The sequence below is a fragment of the Microbacterium sp. NPDC058062 genome (genome assembly GCF_042885375.1).
In the GTDB taxonomy this organism is placed as follows: domain Bacteria; phylum Actinomycetota; class Actinomycetes; order Actinomycetales; family Microbacteriaceae; genus Microbacterium; species Microbacterium trichothecenolyticum_C.
Map to the genome: position 1 here is coordinate 21,117 of NZ_JBHVSC010000002.1, position 16,609 is coordinate 37,725.

At 72.0% G+C, this 16,609-nt stretch carries 16 protein-coding genes; 7 read left to right on the forward strand and 9 right to left on the reverse strand.

Features of this window, described 5'->3' with window-relative positions:
* Positions 1-13: 13 nt before the first annotated feature.
* Positions 14-1,708: a Na+/H+ antiporter gene (locus tag ACFVSU_RS04740; RefSeq protein ID WP_387138808.1), complete on the reverse strand. Its 1,695-nt coding sequence runs from the start codon at positions 1,706-1,708 to the stop codon at positions 14-16.
* Between the two features lie 217 nt (positions 1,709-1,925).
* On the opposite strand from ACFVSU_RS04740, the gene ACFVSU_RS04745 reads away from it, so the two are divergent.
* The 3 genes from ACFVSU_RS04745 (at position 1,926) to ACFVSU_RS04755 (ending at position 3,711) form a co-directional block, all read left to right on the forward strand.
* Positions 1,926-2,858 (forward strand): helix-turn-helix domain-containing protein, encoded by a 933-nt coding sequence (locus tag ACFVSU_RS04745; RefSeq protein WP_387138811.1) that lies wholly within the window; start codon positions 1,926-1,928, stop codon positions 2,856-2,858.
* Positions 2,859-2,966: 108 nt separating this feature from the next.
* Complete coding sequence (locus tag ACFVSU_RS04750) at positions 2,967-3,293, forward strand: ATP-dependent DNA ligase (RefSeq protein ID WP_387138814.1); 327 nt, start codon at positions 2,967-2,969, stop codon at positions 3,291-3,293.
* A gap of 82 nt (positions 3,294-3,375) precedes the next feature.
* Complete coding sequence (locus ACFVSU_RS04755; RefSeq protein ID WP_116196053.1) at positions 3,376-3,711, forward strand: cupin domain-containing protein; 336 nt, start codon at positions 3,376-3,378, stop codon at positions 3,709-3,711.
* Positions 3,712-3,749: 38 nt separating this feature from the next.
* Here the strand turns inward: ACFVSU_RS04755 and ACFVSU_RS04760 are convergent, their stop codons facing one another.
* From ACFVSU_RS04760 to ACFVSU_RS04775, 4 genes are all read right to left on the reverse strand, one after another.
* Positions 3,750-4,838, reverse strand: a complete 1,089-nt coding sequence (locus ACFVSU_RS04760) for a DNA glycosylase AlkZ-like family protein (RefSeq protein WP_387138817.1) — start codon at positions 4,836-4,838, stop codon at positions 3,750-3,752.
* Positions 4,835-5,452 carry a dihydrofolate reductase family protein gene (locus tag ACFVSU_RS04765; protein WP_387138820.1) on the reverse strand — a complete coding sequence of 206 codons (618 nt, stop codon included), beginning with the start codon at positions 5,450-5,452 and terminating at the stop codon, positions 4,835-4,837. The genes ACFVSU_RS04760 and ACFVSU_RS04765 overlap by 4 nt, the downstream gene beginning before the upstream one ends.
* Positions 5,453-5,540: 88 nt before the next feature.
* Positions 5,541-6,773: a glycosyltransferase gene (locus tag ACFVSU_RS04770; RefSeq protein WP_387138823.1), complete on the reverse strand. Its 1,233-nt coding sequence runs from the start codon at positions 6,771-6,773 to the stop codon at positions 5,541-5,543.
* Positions 6,774-6,808: 35 nt separating this feature from the next.
* Positions 6,809-7,171: a helix-turn-helix domain-containing protein gene (locus ACFVSU_RS04775; RefSeq protein WP_310245260.1), complete on the reverse strand. Its 363-nt coding sequence runs from the start codon at positions 7,169-7,171 to the stop codon at positions 6,809-6,811.
* A gap of 111 nt (positions 7,172-7,282) precedes the next feature.
* On the opposite strand from ACFVSU_RS04775, the gene ACFVSU_RS04780 reads away from it, so the two are divergent.
* Positions 7,283-8,158, forward strand: a complete 876-nt coding sequence (locus tag ACFVSU_RS04780) for an SDR family oxidoreductase (RefSeq protein WP_387138827.1) — start codon at positions 7,283-7,285, stop codon at positions 8,156-8,158.
* A 68-nt stretch (positions 8,159-8,226) separates the two neighbouring features.
* Here the strand turns inward: ACFVSU_RS04780 and ACFVSU_RS04785 are convergent, their stop codons facing one another.
* Both ACFVSU_RS04785 and ACFVSU_RS04790 read right to left on the reverse strand, forming a co-directional pair.
* Positions 8,227-8,628, reverse strand: coding sequence for a PPOX class F420-dependent oxidoreductase (locus ACFVSU_RS04785; RefSeq protein WP_310284930.1), 402 nt, complete (start codon positions 8,626-8,628; stop codon positions 8,227-8,229).
* A gap of 44 nt (positions 8,629-8,672) precedes the next feature.
* The gene (locus ACFVSU_RS04790; protein ID WP_387138831.1) at positions 8,673-10,346 is read right to left on the reverse strand and encodes an ATP-binding cassette domain-containing protein; all 1,674 of its coding nucleotides are present in this window, start codon (positions 10,344-10,346) and stop codon (positions 8,673-8,675) included.
* Positions 10,347-10,591: 245 nt separating this feature from the next.
* On the opposite strand from ACFVSU_RS04790, the gene ACFVSU_RS04795 reads away from it, so the two are divergent.
* Positions 10,592-11,170 carry a DUF2510 domain-containing protein gene (locus tag ACFVSU_RS04795; RefSeq protein WP_387138834.1) on the forward strand — a complete coding sequence of 193 codons (579 nt, stop codon included), beginning with the start codon at positions 10,592-10,594 and terminating at the stop codon, positions 11,168-11,170.
* A 10-nt stretch (positions 11,171-11,180) separates the two neighbouring features.
* Here ACFVSU_RS04795 and ACFVSU_RS04800 read toward each other — a convergent pair whose 3' ends face one another.
* The gene (locus ACFVSU_RS04800) at positions 11,181-11,918 is read right to left on the reverse strand and encodes an NUDIX hydrolase (protein ID WP_387138837.1); all 738 of its coding nucleotides are present in this window, start codon (positions 11,916-11,918) and stop codon (positions 11,181-11,183) included.
* 152 nt (positions 11,919-12,070) lie between these two features.
* Between ACFVSU_RS04800 and ACFVSU_RS04805 the strand changes: the two genes are divergently transcribed.
* The gene (locus ACFVSU_RS04805) at positions 12,071-13,699 is read left to right on the forward strand and encodes an FAD-dependent oxidoreductase (RefSeq protein WP_387138840.1); all 1,629 of its coding nucleotides are present in this window, start codon (positions 12,071-12,073) and stop codon (positions 13,697-13,699) included.
* A gap of 310 nt (positions 13,700-14,009) precedes the next feature.
* On the opposite strand, the gene ACFVSU_RS04810 is transcribed toward ACFVSU_RS04805, so the two are convergent.
* Positions 14,010-15,311 carry a M18 family aminopeptidase gene (locus ACFVSU_RS04810; RefSeq protein ID WP_387138843.1) on the reverse strand — a complete coding sequence of 434 codons (1,302 nt, stop codon included), beginning with the start codon at positions 15,309-15,311 and terminating at the stop codon, positions 14,010-14,012.
* 248 nt (positions 15,312-15,559) lie between these two features.
* Between ACFVSU_RS04810 and ACFVSU_RS04815 the strand changes: the two genes are divergently transcribed.
* The gene (locus tag ACFVSU_RS04815; protein WP_387138846.1) at positions 15,560-16,546 is read left to right on the forward strand and encodes a lytic transglycosylase domain-containing protein; all 987 of its coding nucleotides are present in this window, start codon (positions 15,560-15,562) and stop codon (positions 16,544-16,546) included.
* Positions 16,547-16,609: the final 63 nt, after the last annotated feature.

A 16,609-nucleotide genomic window follows, 5' to 3' on the forward strand; every position in this document is an offset into this window, starting at 1 on the left:
TGCCGGAGCAGACTCAGTCGAGCACTTCGATGCCGGTGATCCGCAGCTCCTCGACGTCGAGGCGTGTCTGGATCTGCGTCACCACGGCATCGTCGACCGCGCCTTCGCGGCGGAGGCGGTAGAGCACCTCGCGCTTGCGATCGAGCACCGCGATGCGCAGCCGCGAGTACTCCTCGTCGCGCTCGCGGGGCGAGGGCAGCGGCGCAGGCGCCTCCAGGAGAGCCGTGGCGGTCGCGGATGCCTCGGCAGCCGTCTCCGTGCCCTCGAACCTCCGATCGAGGTCCACGATCTGACGGTCGACCTCGGCCTGTTCGCGGGCCTGGACACGCTCGTTGTTGCGCTCGAGGTACTCGTAGTAGTCGCGCGTGAGGCGATCGCGGATCTCCTCGCTGATGCCGTGGTCGTGGGCGAGCTCCTTGACCGCGGTCAGCGCGGCACCCGTGATGGCACGTTCGGCGAGTTCCAGCTCGTGCTGCAGCGCGGAGTCGTCGGGCAGACGCGCCCACCGCACGACCACCGGCAGCAGCGGCCCCTGCACGAGGAGCGTCAGCACGATGACCCCGGCGGTGACGAAGATGATCTCGTCGCGGCCCGGGAGCGACTCCCCCGCGGCCGTGGTCAGCGGCACCGACAGCGCGATCGCCAGCGACACCGCGCCGCGGAACCCCGCGACGGCGCTCACGATGCGCGCCCGGTAGGTCGTCCGGCGCAGACGCTGGGACGGGCGTCGGTCGAGCAGGCGGATGATCATGGCGGAGGTCGTCTGGAACACGAACCGCGCGACGAGCAGCACGAGCCACACGGCGACGGTCATCACCACGAGCCAGCCGATCTCGCGGCCGGGGATCTCGTGGGCCACCGCCTGCACCTCGAACCCGATCAGGACGAACAGCGAGCCGTTGAGAAGGAAGGAGCCCAGTGGCCACGTCCACGCCGCCTGGCGGCGCGAGGCGGCCGTGCTGATGCGCGGCTGGATGTACGCGACGATGAGGCCCGCCACCACCACGGCGAGGACCCCCGACGCGTGGACGAGTTCCGCGATGAGGAACGCCGTGAAGGGCACCAGCAGGAGCGCGATGTTCAGGTTGAGCGTGTTGCGCAGGCGCCGCATGACCAGGTAGGCGATCCCGGCCACGACGACGCCCGCGGCCGCGCCGCCCACGTACGACAGCAGCACCAGCCCTGTGATGTCGAGGGGCGTGTACTGCCCGCCCACCGCGACGCCGACGGCGACGCCGTAGATGACGAGCGCAGTGCCGTCGTTGGTGAGGCTCTCGGCCTTGAGGTTCATGAAGTTGCGGCGGGGCAGCATGCGGCCGAGCGCGGCCACGGCGGTGGCGTCGGTCGGGGCCACCGCTGCACCGAGGATGAGCGCGGCGTCCCACGGGAGCCCGAGCGCGTACGCGATCCCCGCGACCGCGAGGGCGCTGGCGACCACGAGCCCGGTGCTCATGAGGAAGATGCCGCGGAAGTCGCGGCGGATCGACCGCAGCGAGGTGGTCATGCTCTCCCAGAACAGCAGCACCGGGAGGAACAGCAGCAGCACGGTCTCCGGCGGCAGGACGATCTCGCGCACCTCGGGGATGAACCCGAGCGCGAGCCCCGCGACCAGAAGGAGCAGCGGCATCGCCACCCGGAACCTCGGGGCGAGGATCGCGCCCGTGAGGACGGTGATTCCGAGGAGGACGGTGACCTCGAGTCCGTTCATGAGGGCTCCCTTCAGCGCAATGATCCTCCAACCGCGAGCGCCGCGTGTGGATTCCCGGATGCTGCGATCCAGCGCCGACGCGTGACTCGGCGCCGGCCGCCCCACGCCGACCGCCGACCGCCGACCGGCGGGATAGAGTATCGAGATTGCCGCGTACTCGCCCTGCGCGCGGAGCGGGCACTCGCCTGCACGCTGATACGGGGGAACGTTGGGCGAGTTGCTGAAGTTTGCGTCGCGCGAGGTCGGCGACGTCGAGGAGACATGGCGCCGCTTCGTGCCGTCGGCCGCGCTGCAGAAGGTCGACCCGCGCACGTTCGGCTTCTCGTGGACGTCGGCGGCGCTGTCCGGCTTCTCCCTCGTCAGCTATCGCCTGAGTGCGTCGGTCCAGTCCGCCATCGAACCGGACGGTCAGATGATGGCCTGCCGCGTCGCGTCTCGCGGCGCGTGGGTGGGCACACCCCGCGGAGACCTGAACGCCGGCCTGCCGTGGCTCGCTCTCGACGGGCCGACGTCGGCTCGCTGGCGGCAGCAGGCCGATGTGCGCGCCTTCGTGTTCGACCGGGCGGAGGCCGAGGACGACGCCCGACGCATGACCGGCGACGACAGGTTCTCCCTGCGGTCGGCGACGGTGGGATCTTCCCCTGTCGATCGCGACTTCGCCACGCACTGGGAGCGCGTCTTCCAGCACGTGGCGAGCACCCTCTTCGCGGGCGTGCCGACCTCCGCGATCGTCGAGGCGGAACTGCGGCGCCATGCGCTGCACACCACGCTCGCCGCCTTTTCCCCCGCGTTCATGACCGCTCTCGAGCGCTCCACGCAGCGCACCGCGGCGCCCCGGACCGTTCGCCGCGCGATCGCGTACATGGAGCAGCACGCGCACGAGGCGATCACCATCGACGACGTGGCGCTGGCCGCCGACATCTCCCCGCGCGGACTGCAGTACGCCTTCCGTCGCGCTCTGGACCAGACCCCGATGGAGTATCTGCGCACGCAGCGCCTCGCCGGAGCGCATGCGGAACTGCAGGTCGCGACAGGCGCATCGGTCGCCGAGATCGCCCAGCGCTGGGGATTCGCGAGCGCGTCGCGGTTCGCGCGCCACTACCGCGACGCGTACGGACGATCGCCGCGCCAGACGATGCGCGGTCACTGAGCCGTTTCGTTTCGAGTGCCGCGCTTTCGCGCGACGGCCAGCAGCCCCGGGCCGCAGTCGGTCCGCCTGAGAGGCTCTCTCTGGGCGGAGGGCCCGTGAAGGAGGCACGTGGGCAAGTTCATCTACGAAGGAGGCATCCGGGCGGAGTTCGATGACCGGGTGCTCTCGCACCTCCAGGTCGCGATCGGCACCAAGCTGCGCCGCAACGAACCCTTCTTCTTCACGTGGGCCGGCGACGTCAGCACCGGCGGCGGCCGCACCACGATCTGGGTGCACGCGGGAGCCAGCCTCGTCTTCTCCTTCTACGGAGGGCGGCCGGCGAAGACCAACCGCACGTGGCTCGAGGCGCTGATGCGCACCGCGAACTCCCCGGCCGGTCTTCACGTCGTGCCCGAACCTCCCGACGAAGGGGGCTCGGCGGAATCGGTCGGCTGAGCCTGATCCCGGGCTGAACCCTGTCTCCACGACGACCTGCGCGGGTAGACTCCGGCCTGTCGAGGCGATGGAGGCGACGCGGATGGACAGCACGGATCTGGCCGATCTGATCGACGACCTGACCGCGAAGGCGCGCGACGCGTCGAGCGGGCGCGCCGCACGCACCATCCGCGGCGGGCATGAGCACGCCCTGCGCGAGACCGTCATCGCGCTGCGCGCCGGGCACGAACTCGCTGAGCACGAGAGCCCGCACGAAGCCACGCTGCAGGTGCTGCGGGGGCGCGTACGCCTCATCGCCGGCGACGACGCCTGGGACGGGGCATCCGGTGATCACCTCACGGTCCCGCCGCAGCGCCACAGTCTCGCGGCGCTCGAGGACTCGGTCGTGCTGCTGACCGTCTCGAACCGCGTGCCCTGACTCTCGGCCCCGGCGCCCCGGCCGCCTCGCCCCACCCGTCAGGGCAGACCCGTGACGGCGACCCCGAGCCATTCCGCGAGTTCGGCGATCTCGGCGCGCACCATCTCGGACTCCTCGGGCTCGAACGGCAGGAACTCGTGCAGGGCGTTGATCTTGAGCACCTCGCGCTCGCGGTCGACTTCTGCGTCGAGCATGCCGACGAACCGGTCGCCCATCAGGATCGGGTGGGCGAAGAAGCCGTACCGCCGCTGGGCCTTCGGCTTGAACTGCTCGAGCACGTAGGTGAACTCGAAGACCTCCTCGAGGCGCTTCCGGTCGAAGAGCAGGCTGTCGTACGGATTCAGGAAGGCGACACGACCGCCGGAGTCCTCCTCGCCGAGCGCGGCGAGGGCTTCGGGGTCGACGCGGTACTTCGTGGTGCTGCCCTCGATGACGGCGGGCTCGCCGGTGTCCTTCGCGACGCCGCTCCAGTACCAGTGGGGTTTCGTGAGCCCCGCCGACTGGAGCCGGCGCGCCGCCAGCAGTGCCGCGGCCTCATCGTCCGCGTACTCGGGCAGGTCCTGCGGGTAGACGCGCTCGGCGAGGTCCCACACGCGATGCCGACCCTCACGGCGGGTGACCGCGACTTCGCCCTGGCGCAGCAGGAAGTCGAGCATGTGGGGCACCTGGTTCGATCCCGACCAGCCGTCGGGCGCGCGGCTCACCTGCGCGGTATCGGGGATGTCGCTCGCGAGCAGCGGACCCTCGGCACGCAGCCGTGCGATCACGTCGGCGCGGAATCCGGCGTTCGCCTCGAGCCATTGCCGGCTGCTCTCGCGCTGCGGCCACCGGCGCATGGCCGGAAGCATGAGGGGCAGCAGGCTCGTCGGCCGGAATGTGCCGTCGAACTCGAAGAGCAGCCGGTCGTCCTCGACGACCTTGCGCAATTGCCCGGGCTCGTAGGACCAGCCGATCCGCGACCACAGCACGGTGTGCTCGCAGGGCGCGATCGTCGCGGTCGGATCGATCTTGATGTAGCCCAGCTGCTCGGCCACCTCGACGACGTCGCCCGGGCGCTCCGCGTCGAGCAGCTGCGCGCGCACCACGATGCGCCGCGCCTGATCCCGCGTGAGCTGATGCGTCGTCACGCGGAGTCCGCGGCTTCCGCCGGAAGCACGCGGTACCGGACATGCGTGACGAGCGACGTCGTCCGGCCCGAGATCTGCTCGAGCCGGTACGGGCCGATCCCGTCGAAGAGGCGCAGCCCGCCCCCGATGATGCTCGGTGAGATCTGCAGCGCCAGCTCGTCGACGAGCCCGGCGGCCAGATAGGCGTTCGTCGTCGACACGCCACCCGCAACGTGGACGTCACGGTCGCCTGCCGCGTTGCGCGCGCGATCCAGGGCCGCGTGGATGCCGTCGGTCACGAAGTGGAAGGTGGTTCCCCCCTCCATCTCGATCGAGGCCCGCGGATAGTGCGTCAGCACGAAGACGGGGGCGTGATAGGGCGGGTTCGGCCCCCACCAGCCCCGCCAGTCGCGGTCCCACGCGCCCCGCACCGGCCCGAACATGTGGCGTCCCATGATGAACGCGCCGGCGTCGACGATCGCGTCGATCTCGGGGCGGTTCTCGTCGGGCGTCTCGAACATCCAGCGGTGCAGCGCGTCCTCGGGCACTTCGCCGAACGGGCGCTCCTCGGTCTGATGGACTCCGGCGCCGATCCCGTCGAGCGAGAGCGACATCGTGGCGACGACGGCGGGCATGCGAACCTCCGATGGGACGTGCGGTCGCGCCCCACGCTAGCCCGCGGCGGCGACAGCCCGACAGCCCCCGTCTCGCCCCCGCGGGCGGTCAGGCCCGCGTCGCGATGTTCTTCTCGATGACGCGAGCGGATGCTGCAGCACCGTCCTCGTTCGCGGAGGCGGCGCGCACGCGCTCGGCCGCGGTGCGCATCCCCTCGTCTGCCAGGAGCCGCCGCACGGCGTCCGCGAGCGCGGGCGTGCCCGCCTGCTTCGGCGTCAGCGCGAGCGCGTTGCCCTGCCTGACGCACTGGTCGACGTTCCAGACCTGCTCGGGCTGGAGCCCCATGCCCACGAACGGGATTCCGGCAGCGCAGGCCGTCTGCACGGTTCCCTGCCCGCCGTGGAGCACCGCCGCGTCGACGAGCCCGCCGAGGCGGTGCGCCGGCAGGAGCCCGGTCACGTGGACGTTCGGAGGCAGGGCGTCGTCGTCTCGCAGGTAGTGCTGCACCGGCGCGATCACGTTCACGGTGAGCGTCCCCAGCTGGGATGCGGCCGCGAGCACCATCTCCCGGTTCGCCGACGAGCCGAGCCCGAGGTAGACGAGCGGCTCGGAGCGCTCCGCGAGCTCGGTCACGATGGGCGGCATCGGCGCGTCGATGTGGGCGAAGATCGGCCCGACCCGCTGGTAGGCGGCGGGAAGCGTGTAGCCCTCGAGCTCCCAGGGCATCACGGTGAGCAGGTTGTGGTCGGCCTCGAGCAGCGACACCACGGTCGTGAGAGGCGGCACGCCGTTGGCCTTCGCAACCCGGCCGAACGCCCGGGGCGCGAGCGGCAGCCGGTTGTAGGCCAGGCGCAGCGCGCTCGTCGCCACGCGGTCGAGCGCGTGGGCGATCCGGCCGCTCCCCCGCACCATCCCGAGTCGCGCGGTCTGGGCGACCTGCGGGCGAGTCAGCGCGAACGGCACGGCATAGAACAACGGCACCTTCTCCGCCCGCGCCGAGATCATCGACGTCACGTTCGATCCGATCACGACGGCTGCGGCATCCGTCTGCCGGATCAGCGCGCGCTCGGCGTCCACCCGCGCGGACACCAGCTCGTCGGTGAGCGGACTGCGCAGCGTCTTGCCCTGGTCGAACCGCATCAGCTGCTCGCGCTGCGCGGCGCTCATCGAAGGCTCGGTCGAGCGGTAGTCGAAGCCCGCGTCGGTGATCAGGTGCGCGAAGTCCGGCTCGTACCCCATGAACACGGGCCGATGCGCGGGATCGAGGGCCCGCGCCACCTCGATCATGCGCGTCACCTCGGCGAGGTTGAACGTCACGGGGCAGAAGAGGACGGTCGCCATGCCGACATCCTGGCAGGCGGGCAGCCCGGGGCGTCTCAGCGCTCGACGATGTCGCCCGCGTGGACGCCGATCCACGCCATGAGCGGCATCATGCGCTCCATCAGCTCGTCGCCAAGAGGTGTCAGGGAGTACTCGACGCGCGGCGGCACCTCGGGATAAGACGTGCGCGCGACGAAGCCGTCCTTCTCGAGCGTGCGCAGCGTCGAGGCGAGCATCTTCTCGCTGATGCCCTCGACGGTGCGACGCAGCTCGCCCCACCGGATCGTGCCCTCGGTGAGGGCCATGAGCACGAGCACACCCCACTTGCTCATGACGTGGTCGAGGACGACCCGCGTCGGGCACGCCTCGTCGAAGACGCCGGGAATCTCTGCCCGGATTTCCGCAAAACTCACCACCACGTGGGTACCTTACCTCAAAGTGGGTACCCTCCGACTGGAATGCTGTCGGGCTCCGAGCACGTTGGCGTCCGGTGAGCGCGCCCCGAGCGCCTCCCCACCGAAAGGACACCCATGACCATCCTCGTGACCGCCGCCGGCGGACAGCTCGGCCACCTCGTCATCGATGCGCTCCTCGAGCGCGGCGTCGCCCCGGCGGACATCGTCGCCGGCGCCCGCACGACCTCGAAGGTCGCGGACCTGGTGGACCGCGGCATCCGTGTCGTCCCGCTCGACTACAACGCTCCTGAGACCGTCGCCGCTGCGCTCGAGGGCGTCGACGCCGTGCTGCTCATCTCGGGATCCGAGCCCGGCCGCCGCTACGAGGGACACGTGAACGTGATCGACGCGGCGAAGGCCGCCGGCACCGCGAAGGTCGTGTACACCAGCCTCGCGCACGCCGACTCCGTCGACTTCGTGCTCGCGCCCGAGCACAAGGCGACCGAGGAGTACCTCGCCGCCAGCGGCGTGCCCGCCGTCGTGCTCCGCAACAACTGGTACACCGAGAACTACACGCCCGACGTGCTGCGCGCCGCCGAGACCGGTGTGGTCGCCGCGTCCGTCGGCGATGCGACCGTCGCCGCCGCGAGCCGTGCCGACTACGCCGAGGCCGCGGCCGTCGTGCTCACCGAGGACGGCCACCTGGGCCGCACGTACGAGCTCTCGGGCGATACCGCCGTGTCGTACGCCGACCTCGCCGCGGCGGCCGCCGAGGTGCTCGGCCGCGAGGTCGCCTATGTGCCGGTCTCTCGCGAGCAGCTCGAGGCGGCCCTCGCCGAGGCGGGGCTCGATGCCGGCACGGTCGGCTTCGTCGCCGAGATGGAGGCCGGCATCGCGCGCGGCGTCCTGGCCGACGCCGACCCGACGCTCGCGCGCCTCCTCGGCCGCCCCACCACGCCGGTGGCCGAGGGCCTCCGCACCGCCGTGGAGGCCTCGCGCGTCAACGCCTGACCCGACGAACAGAAGAGGGGGATGGATGCTGCGGCTGCAGCATCCGTCCCCCTCTTCGTCTGCGAGCTCTACTGCTGGGTCGCGCGGTCGATCGACATGACGAGGATCACGCGGTCCTCCTTGTCGCGCGGCGGCGTCGAGCTCGGGTTGCCGTAGCGGTTCTGCAGCCGCACATAGAACGCGCCGTCGGGGTCGGGGACGACGTCGACGAGCTTGCCCGCGACCTCGAGGTACCGGAAGGGCGAGTCGGGGTCGATGATCGACAGCGACATCGACGGGTTGTGCTGCAGGTTGCGGTACTTCTGCCGGTAGTTCGTGTGCGTGAACCGAACGTGCTCGCCGTCGAACTCGAACCACATCGGGTTGACCTGCACGGTGTCGTTGGGCCGGATGGTCCCGAGGTGCGCGTACACCGGGAGCTCGAGCAGGTGGCGGCGGTCAGCGGGGACGATGTCGTCGACGTGGGGCATGGCTCCAGTCTGCCGTGGCCCCGCAGGGCGAGGGTCGAACGGCGTCACACGCGCACCCCCAGGTCGATGCGGTCCCACTCGCCGACGTCGCGGAGCAGCTGCCGGTCGTGCGTGGACACGACCACGGCCGCATCCGTCGCCTGCAGCGCCGCCGTCAGCTCGTCGACGAGCGTGAACGAGAGGTGGTTCGTGGGCTCGTCGAGGAGCAGCACGTGCGGGCGCACCCCGAGGGCGAGCGCGAGATCGAGCCTGCGCACCTGCCCCATCGACAACTGCCCGACGCGGCGCCCGGTCTCCCGCGACGTGAGCAGCCCGAGCGCACTCAGCCCCGTCGCCTGCGACGCCGCGAGCGCGCCCGACGCGACCGCCTTCCCGATCCGCTCGTCGTAGAGCTCCGACGCACGCCGGTCGGGATCGAGCACGGACTCCTGACGCAGCAGGGAGAGACGGATGCTGCCGCCCCGGCGCACCGCGCCCGCCCGAGCACCCCCTTCCGGGCCCGCGGCGTCCGCGTCGTGGGAGTCGACGGCGCCGGCCAGCGCCGCCAGCAGCGTCGACTTGCCGGCGCCGTTGGGGCCGGTGACGACGACCCGCGCGCCGCTGTGGAGCACCAGCGAGACAGGCCGCGGCATCCGTCCGTCCAGATGCACGTCCTCGGCGACCAGCAGCACCGCCCCACCGCGGGACGGGATCGCCGGGAATGCGAACCGCATCGGCGGCGGGGGCACGGTGACCGCATGCGCCTCGAGCGCGGTGCGGCGGCGGTGCACCGTCTGCGTGATGCCGGCGGCGCGGGTGGCCCGGCCGTGCTTCGGCGATCCCTTCTCCGGCCGCCAGCCGGTCACGAGCCGGTTCTGCGCGGCGCTCAGGTCATCCTGCAGCCGTGTCCGCTCGGCCTGCTCGCGGTCGTACAGCTGCTCCCAGCGCTCGCGCTCGGCCTCGCGCCCCTCGCGGTAGGCATCGAAGCCGCCGTACACGCGCGGACGATCGTCGGACGTCGGGTCGAGGTCGACGAACGTGTCGGCCACATCGGCGAGCAGCGCACGATCGTGGCTGACCACGACGATGCCGCCGGCCCGCGCGCGCAGCTGCGCCGTGAGGAAGTCGAGGCTGTGCCGGTCGAGGTGGTTGGTCGGCTCGTCCAGCAGCAGGAAGTCGTGGTCCGCGCCCAGCAGGCACGCGAGACGCACGCGATAGCGCTGCCCCACGGAGAGTTCCGCAAGCGGCCTCGTGCGGTCGGTCTCGGCACCGAGCGCCTCGAGCGCGACCTCGACGCGCCGCTCGGCGTCCCAGGCGTCCAGCGCGACGGCGCGGTCGAGCGCCTCGGCGTACGCGTCGGCGGCGGCGCCCGTCGGGTCATCCGTGCTGAGGGCGACGGATGCCTCGTCCAACGCATGGAGAGCGGCGAGGGCGTCCGCGATGGCCTCGGCCACGGCGTCTCCCACCGTCCGGCGATCGCCCTTCGGCATCTCCTGCTCGGCGAGCGCGAGGGTGCCCACGCGTGCGATGTCGCCCGCGTCGGGCACGAGCACGCCGGCGAGCAGGTGCAGCAGCGTGGACTTGCCGCGGCCGTTCTCGCCGACGATCGCCATGCGCGAGGAGGGCGTGACCACGAGATCGACGTCGTTCAGGATCCGGTTGCCCGCACGCGAGAACGAGACGCGCGCGGCGGTGAGCTGCGCGCGGTCGCGCGCAGGAGTGTGCGTGAGGGAAGGCATGTGGTGTGTCCACTTCCGAGACCGAGGTCTCTGCGGGCACGCCGAGCCCGGAGGCGCGCGCGTGCGGATGATCTGACGGAAGGCCCGGGAAGGGCCGGATGCTGCGGGCACGCGTCGCTCGGATGACTCGACGAGCGACGTGCGGGCGTGGCCGCGCCGTCGGATCAGATGAAGAAGTAGAAATGCACGGGTCGAGCATAACCGCTCCGGCTGGACACCGCCCGGGCACGAACTACGCTCGGACCATGGCGACGCAGCCCGCACCGGGGTGGTACGACGACGGCTCCGGCAAGCAGCGCTGGTGGGACGGCACGCACTGGACCGACCAGTACATCGACCTGCGCGAGCGCGACACCGAGCTGCGGACGGACGCCGGCCCCGCCGCCTCCGGCCCGGCGCAGCCAGGCTGGTACGACGACCAGCGCGGGCGCACCCGCTGGTGGGACGGCCGGCGCTGGACCGGCGAGGTGCGGTACAGCGGCCAGGAGCAGGACTTCGCCGGCGTGGTCATCGACGGCAGGTGGATCCACCTCGGCGACCTGAGCCAGCCGGTGAGCGAGGTCGCCGCTTCGGCGGACTCGGGCGATGCGCTGCTGCGACGCCCGGAGTTCACGAAGGCGGCGGTCGAGCGGCGGATGTTCGGGCCGGCGGCCGGTCCCATCACGCCGCGCACGCTCAGCCGTGCGATCAACCGTGCCGCGCCACACCTCGTGGTCGCCGGCTCGCAGTTGTGGGTCGTGCCGTTCCCGCCGGCGCGCGATGCCGAGGCCCGGCGCTTCATCACCTGGGTGAACAGCAGCGCCGATCACTACCGCTACCGCTGACGGCCCGTCGTCAGTCGGGAACCGTGAGGGGGAGCTCCCGCTCCTCGTCCCACGGCTCGGTCCAGCCGAGGCGGTCGAACAGCGCGTCGAGCACCATACCGGTGAACCCCCACACCAGGTGCTCTCCGGTCGCATGCCGCACCAGGAATCCCGGGCCCCGCCACTCCTGGCCGCCGCGGCGGATCACCGTGACGCCCCGGTTCCCCGGGTTCAGCAGGTCGGCGACGGGCGCGCGGAAGACGTCGGCGGACTCCGCCTCGTCGACGACGCGGACCGGTGACGGATGCCGCCACCACGCCAGCACCGGAGTCACCACGTGCTGCGAGAAGGCGAGGGGGATGTCGATGAGCTCGCCGAGCACCTCCACACCGGCGGGGTCGAGGCCGGTCTCCTCATGCGCCTCGCGCAGCGCCGCGGCCACGGGGCCGTCGTCGCCCGGATCGAGACGGCCGCCTGGGAACGCGACCTGGCCCGGGTGCGCGCGCAGCGTGGTCGCGCGCGACAGGAGCAGAACGTCGAGGTCTCGCGACACCGCGTGGGCCTGCGCGTCGTGGTCACTGGGGAGCGTGTCGAGCACCCCGAAGAGCATGAGCACCGCCGCCGGGCGGGGATCGGCCGGTGAGGGCAGGTCGAGCAGCGCGCCCGCGCCGGTCGCGGACGCGTCGGCGAGCGCGGCGAGCTGGGCACGCGCACCGAGGGCATGACCCGGACGTGCCTCGCCGGTCTGCGGAGTCGACGGCTGCGGCATCCGTTCAGGCTACGCCGCATCGACGACACGCGGTCGCTGCTGAGGGAACCTCCTGTTGACCGCCGCTCGGCCGTGCCGCTACGTTCGCCCCGTGGCGCACCGGCGCCATCGGGCGCACCGCGCCCCGTGTGCCTGCGCTGCTGGGGAGCCGCATGATCACCGTCGAAGGCCTGCGGGCCCTGCACGTCTTCGCCGAGGTGCCCGACGCGGCCCTCGCCTACCTCGCCGGCGCGGTCGAAGACATCCGGCTCGTGACGGGCGAGTACTTCGCGCACGAGGGCGACGCTCGGGCCCTGTTCGTCGTGGTCGAGGGGCTGGCCGAGATCACGAAGATGGTCAACGGCGAGGAGCGCGTCATCGGCACACGCCGGCCGGGCCAGTTCTTCGGCGAGGTCCCGATGACCCTCAGCACGCCGTTTCCGGCGAGCGGCCGCGCCGGGGAGCCGACGCGGGTGCTCAAGCTCGAGCCCGCGGTCTACTACTCCCTCGCGGCGGCCGCGCCGTCGGTGCCCGACCGGGTCGCGGGGCTCGCGCGGCGCTACCTGGACTCGCTGCAGACGATGGCCGCCGAGCAGCACGAGTACGAGGTCCGGCTCATCCATCCACGGCGCAGCGCCCGAGCGCATCGCGTGATCGGATTCCTCACGCGCAACCAGGTCGACTTCGAGCGCGTGGACGTGGATGCCGCCGCCGACGCCTCCCAGTACCCCGTGCTGGAGCTCGCGAACGGAGCGCGGTTCGAGAATCCGACGATGCGGCAGATCGCCGAGGCGGTCGGGCTCGACGTGACGCCCGCGGCGGGCCACTACGACGTCGTGATCCTGGGTGCCGGCCCCGCCGGTCTCACCGCCGCGGTGAACGCCGCCGCCGAGGGGCTGCGGACGCTCGTCGTGGAGACCTTCGCCCCTGGCGGCCAGGCGGGCACCTCGACGCGGATCGAGAATTACACGGGCTTCCCGTTCGGCATCTCGGGCGACGACCTCGCGAGACGGGCCTTCACGCAGGCCAAGCGGCTGGGCGCCGAGATCGTGGTGACGCGCACGGTCGAAGCGCTGGACCCCGAGACGCGCGAGCTGACCCTCGACGGCGGCGACGTCGTGCGCACCGAGGTCGTCATCCTCGCGATGGGCGTGGTGTGGCGCACGCTGCCCGTCGAGGGGGTCGAACGGTTCCTCGGCAGCGGCGTCTACTACGGCGCCGCGCGCAGCGACTCGGCGGTGGCGCAGGGTGCGGACGTCTGCATCATCGGCGCCGGGAACTCGGCCGGGCAGGCGGCACTGTTCTTCAGCCGGCACGCACGGTCCGTCACGATGCTCGTGCGCGGCGAGTCGCTCGAGGCGAGCATGTCGCGCTACCTCATCGACCAGATCGCGGCGATCCCGGCCATCCGCGTCGAGACCCGCAGCGAGGTGGTCGGACTGCACGGCGCCGATGCGCTCCGCGCGGCCGACATCGCCGACCGGCGGACGGGCACCGTCGCGGAGCGCGACGTCGACGTGCTCTTCGTCATGATCGGCGCGGACGCGGAGACTGCGTGGCTCTCGGCGGAGATCGCGCGCGACGCGCGCGGATTCGTGCTCACCGGAACGGATGCGGCGGAGTCGGGGTCGTGGCGGGAGGCGCGCCGCCCGTTCGCCCTCGAGACGACCGTGCCCGGCGTCTTCGCGATCGGCGACGTGCGCTCAGGGTCGGTCAAGCGCGTCGTCGCCGGCGTGGGCGAGGGCGGCGCGGCGATCGCGTTCACGCACCAGTACCTCGCGCTCGGCGCGGCCGGAACCTGACCGCGCGCACAGAATCGGAGGTCCTGCGCGACGCGCCGGGGCGCAGCATCCATCCCCCGGCGTGTCGGCGAAGAGGTCCGATTCTGTGCGCACCGCCGCCCCTGACGGCAGGACACGGAATCGGAGGTTCTCGCGACGCGCCGGGGCGCAGCATCCGTGTCCCGGCGTGCCGTCGAAGAGGTCCGATTCTGTGCGCACCGCCCCGCGCCCCTGACCTCGCGCACAGAATCGGAGGTCCTGCGCGACACGCCGGGGCGCAGCATCCATCGCCCGGCGTGCCGTCGAAGACCTCCGCGGCTGTATCGACGGGTCAGCCGCGGAAGTAGGTCTCCGCAACGCGGGCGAGGTCCCACAGGTCGCTCACGCCGGCGAGCTCGCGTGCCGAGTGCATGGAGAGGATCGGGATGCCGACATCCACAGTCCGGATGCCGAGACGGGTCGCCGTGATCGGGCCGATCGTCGAGCCGCACGGCACCGCGTTGTTCGAGACGAACTCCTGGCTCGTGACGCCCGCCGCGGCGCACCAGCCGTTCCACGCGGCCGCACCCGCGGCATCCGTGGCGTACCGCTGGTTCGCGTTGATCTTGAGGATCGGGCCGGAGCCGAGCACGGGCTGCACGACGGGGTCGTGCTTGTCGGCGTAGTTGGGGTGCACCGAGTGGCCCACGTCGCTCGACACGCACCACGACGCGGCGAGCGCACGCAGCTGCTGCTCGCGATCCGCTCCGAGCGACAGCCACAGCCGCTCGAGCACGTCCGAGAGGAAGGGGCCGGCCGCACCCGACCGGGTGCCCGAGCCCACCTCCTCGTGGTCGAAGACGGCGAGCATCGCGATGTGGTCGGCGTCGTGCCCGTCCGCCGCGCGCTCCAGCGCGACGACGCCGGCGTGCACCGACGCGAGATCGTCGAGGCGGCCGGACGCGAAGAACACGTCGTCGCGGCCGAAGGTCGCACCGCGCGCGGCGTCGGCGGTGACGACGTCGTAGCCCCGGATGCGCGCGGCGTCGACGCCGGCCTCGCGGGCGAGCTCGCCGAGGATGTCGGCGGATTCCGCCTCACCGAGGCCCCACACCGGCTGGGTCTGCGACTGCTTGTCGAGGGCGAGGTGGTCGTTGACCTCGCGATCGAGGTGGATCGCGAGCTGCGGCAGCCGCAGCAGCGGGCCGGTCGCGGCGAGCGCGGCCGTGCCGTCGTCGAGCACGATGCGACCCGCCAGACGCAGTTCCCGGTCGAGCCACGAGTTCAGGAGCGGGCCGCCGTAGATCTCGACGCCGGCCTGCAGCCAGCCGAGCTTTCCGGTGGTCGGCTTCGGCTTGAGCTTGAACCCCGGCGAGTCGCTGTGGGCGCCGAAGATGCGCACCCCCGTCGACGCCGTCGCCCCCTTGGGCACGACCCACGCGATCGCCGCGCCGTCGCGCACCACCACGTACTTCCCGCCGGCCGGCGCCGGCCAGCCTGCGGCCTCATCGAGACGCGTGAACCCCGCGTCCTCGAGACGGCTCGCCACCTCGGCGGCGGCGTGGAAGCTCGACGGCGACGCCGCCACGAACGCGGCGAGATCGTCGGCGTGCGCGAGGGCTGCGGAGCGGGGGGGAGCGGTGGACGAGGGCACGGATGAGCCTCCTGTAGACGTGCGACGGGTGCTTCGATCGTAGTTCGGAGGACCTTCCCAGGCGGCCCCGCGGACCGGGATACGGCCCTTTGATCTGGCCTTTTCGAACATTCCACTCACATGTAACGTTCAGGTAACGCACCGGAAGCATCCAGAAAGGCCCGGGAGACTCGGGGACTTGTGCCCGCCCGAACGGTCACGACGCGCCTCCCGAAGGCGCATTTCGCTGATACGGAACCCGGTCTTACATGCGCTCCCACACGTCGTCATCGCCCGCCCGTCGCACTCTCCGCCGCGCCGAACGCCGCCTCCGCCGCCGCCCGGTGCTGGTCGCGGCGACACTTGCGGTCGGCGTGCTGGCCACCGCCGCGTTCAGCACGGCGACCCCCGCCTCGCAGGCCGAGGCCTCTGGTTCGCTGACCGATTTCGCGCTGGCCTCGTACTCCACCGGCTCCGTCACTGCGGAGGCCGCTGCCGCGCCGAGCGACTTCGACAAGACCGTGGCCGACGCGAGCGCCGCGATGTCCGCGGCGACGACCGTCTCGTCCGACATCGCCGCGTCGGGCCTCGACGTCGGCACGCCCGACACGACCGTCGACACCACGGAGCTTGAGGGCGCCGTCGCTCAGCTGAAGCGCGCGCAGTCGCTCCCGGCCGAGTACACGACCGAGGTCTCGGATGCGGTGACCACCCTCACCGCGTCGGTCAACGAGCAGGCGCAGGGACTGCGCGGCAAGCTCGACGCCGCGATCGCGCTGAAGGCGCAGCGCGAGGCGGAGGAGAAGGCCCGCAAGGAGGCCGAGGCCGCCGCAGCCGCCAAGGCCGCCGAGGAGGCCGCAGCGGCCGCCGCAGCGAAGAAGTCGTCGGCGCCGCGTTCGTCCGGCGGCGGCGCGCCGGTGTTCGCCACCGGCGGGGCCGTGGGCGGCACCAGCCCGGCCGACGCCCAGGCGACCGCTCGATCGATGCTCGGAGGCTACGGCTGGGGCGACGATCAGTTCGGCTGCCTCGTGTCGCTCTGGAACAAGGAGTCGGGCTGGAACTACCAGGCCTACAACCGCGGCAGCGGCGCCTACGGCATCCCGCAGGCCCTGCCCGGCAGCAAGATGGGCAGCGCCGGCGCCGACTGGCAGACCAACCCGGCGACGCAGATCGCGTGGGGCCTCGGCTACATCTCCGGCCGCTACGGCAGCCCCTGCGGCGCGTGGAGCCACTCGCAGTCGACCGGCTGGTACTGATCACCGCCGCGAACCTCATAGGCGATCCATAGGGCTCGCCTGACAGCCTCGAAGAGGGCACGT

What these genes read in the sequence shown, in the direction of transcription:
- ACFVSU_RS04740 (WP_387138808.1), bottom strand. Translation starts at nt 1,708, where the DNA reads ATGAACGGACTCGAGGTCACCGTCCTCCTCGGAATCACCGTCCTCACG.
- ACFVSU_RS04755 (WP_116196053.1), top strand. Translation starts at nt 3,376, where the DNA reads ATGGACAGCACGGATCTGGCCGATCTGATCGACGACCTGACCGCGAAG.
- ACFVSU_RS04765 (WP_387138820.1), bottom strand. Translation starts at nt 5,452, where the DNA reads ATGCCCGCCGTCGTCGCCACGATGTCGCTCTCGCTCGACGGGATCGGC.
- ACFVSU_RS04770 (WP_387138823.1), bottom strand. Translation starts at nt 6,773, where the DNA reads ATGGCGACCGTCCTCTTCTGCCCCGTGACGTTCAACCTCGCCGAGGTG.
- ACFVSU_RS04780 (WP_387138827.1), top strand. Translation starts at nt 7,283, where the DNA reads ATGACCATCCTCGTGACCGCCGCCGGCGGACAGCTCGGCCACCTCGTC.
- ACFVSU_RS04785 (WP_310284930.1), bottom strand. Translation starts at nt 8,628, where the DNA reads ATGCCCCACGTCGACGACATCGTCCCCGCTGACCGCCGCCACCTGCTC.
- ACFVSU_RS04790 (WP_387138831.1), bottom strand. Translation starts at nt 10,346, where the DNA reads ATGCCTTCCCTCACGCACACTCCTGCGCGCGACCGCGCGCAGCTCACC.
- ACFVSU_RS04795 (WP_387138834.1), top strand. Translation starts at nt 10,592, where the DNA reads ATGGCGACGCAGCCCGCACCGGGGTGGTACGACGACGGCTCCGGCAAG.
- ACFVSU_RS04800 (WP_387138837.1), bottom strand. Translation starts at nt 11,918, where the DNA reads ATGCCGCAGCCGTCGACTCCGCAGACCGGCGAGGCACGTCCGGGTCAT.
- ACFVSU_RS04805 (WP_387138840.1), top strand. Translation starts at nt 12,071, where the DNA reads ATGATCACCGTCGAAGGCCTGCGGGCCCTGCACGTCTTCGCCGAGGTG.
- ACFVSU_RS04815 (WP_387138846.1), top strand. Translation starts at nt 15,560, where the DNA reads ATGCGCTCCCACACGTCGTCATCGCCCGCCCGTCGCACTCTCCGCCGC.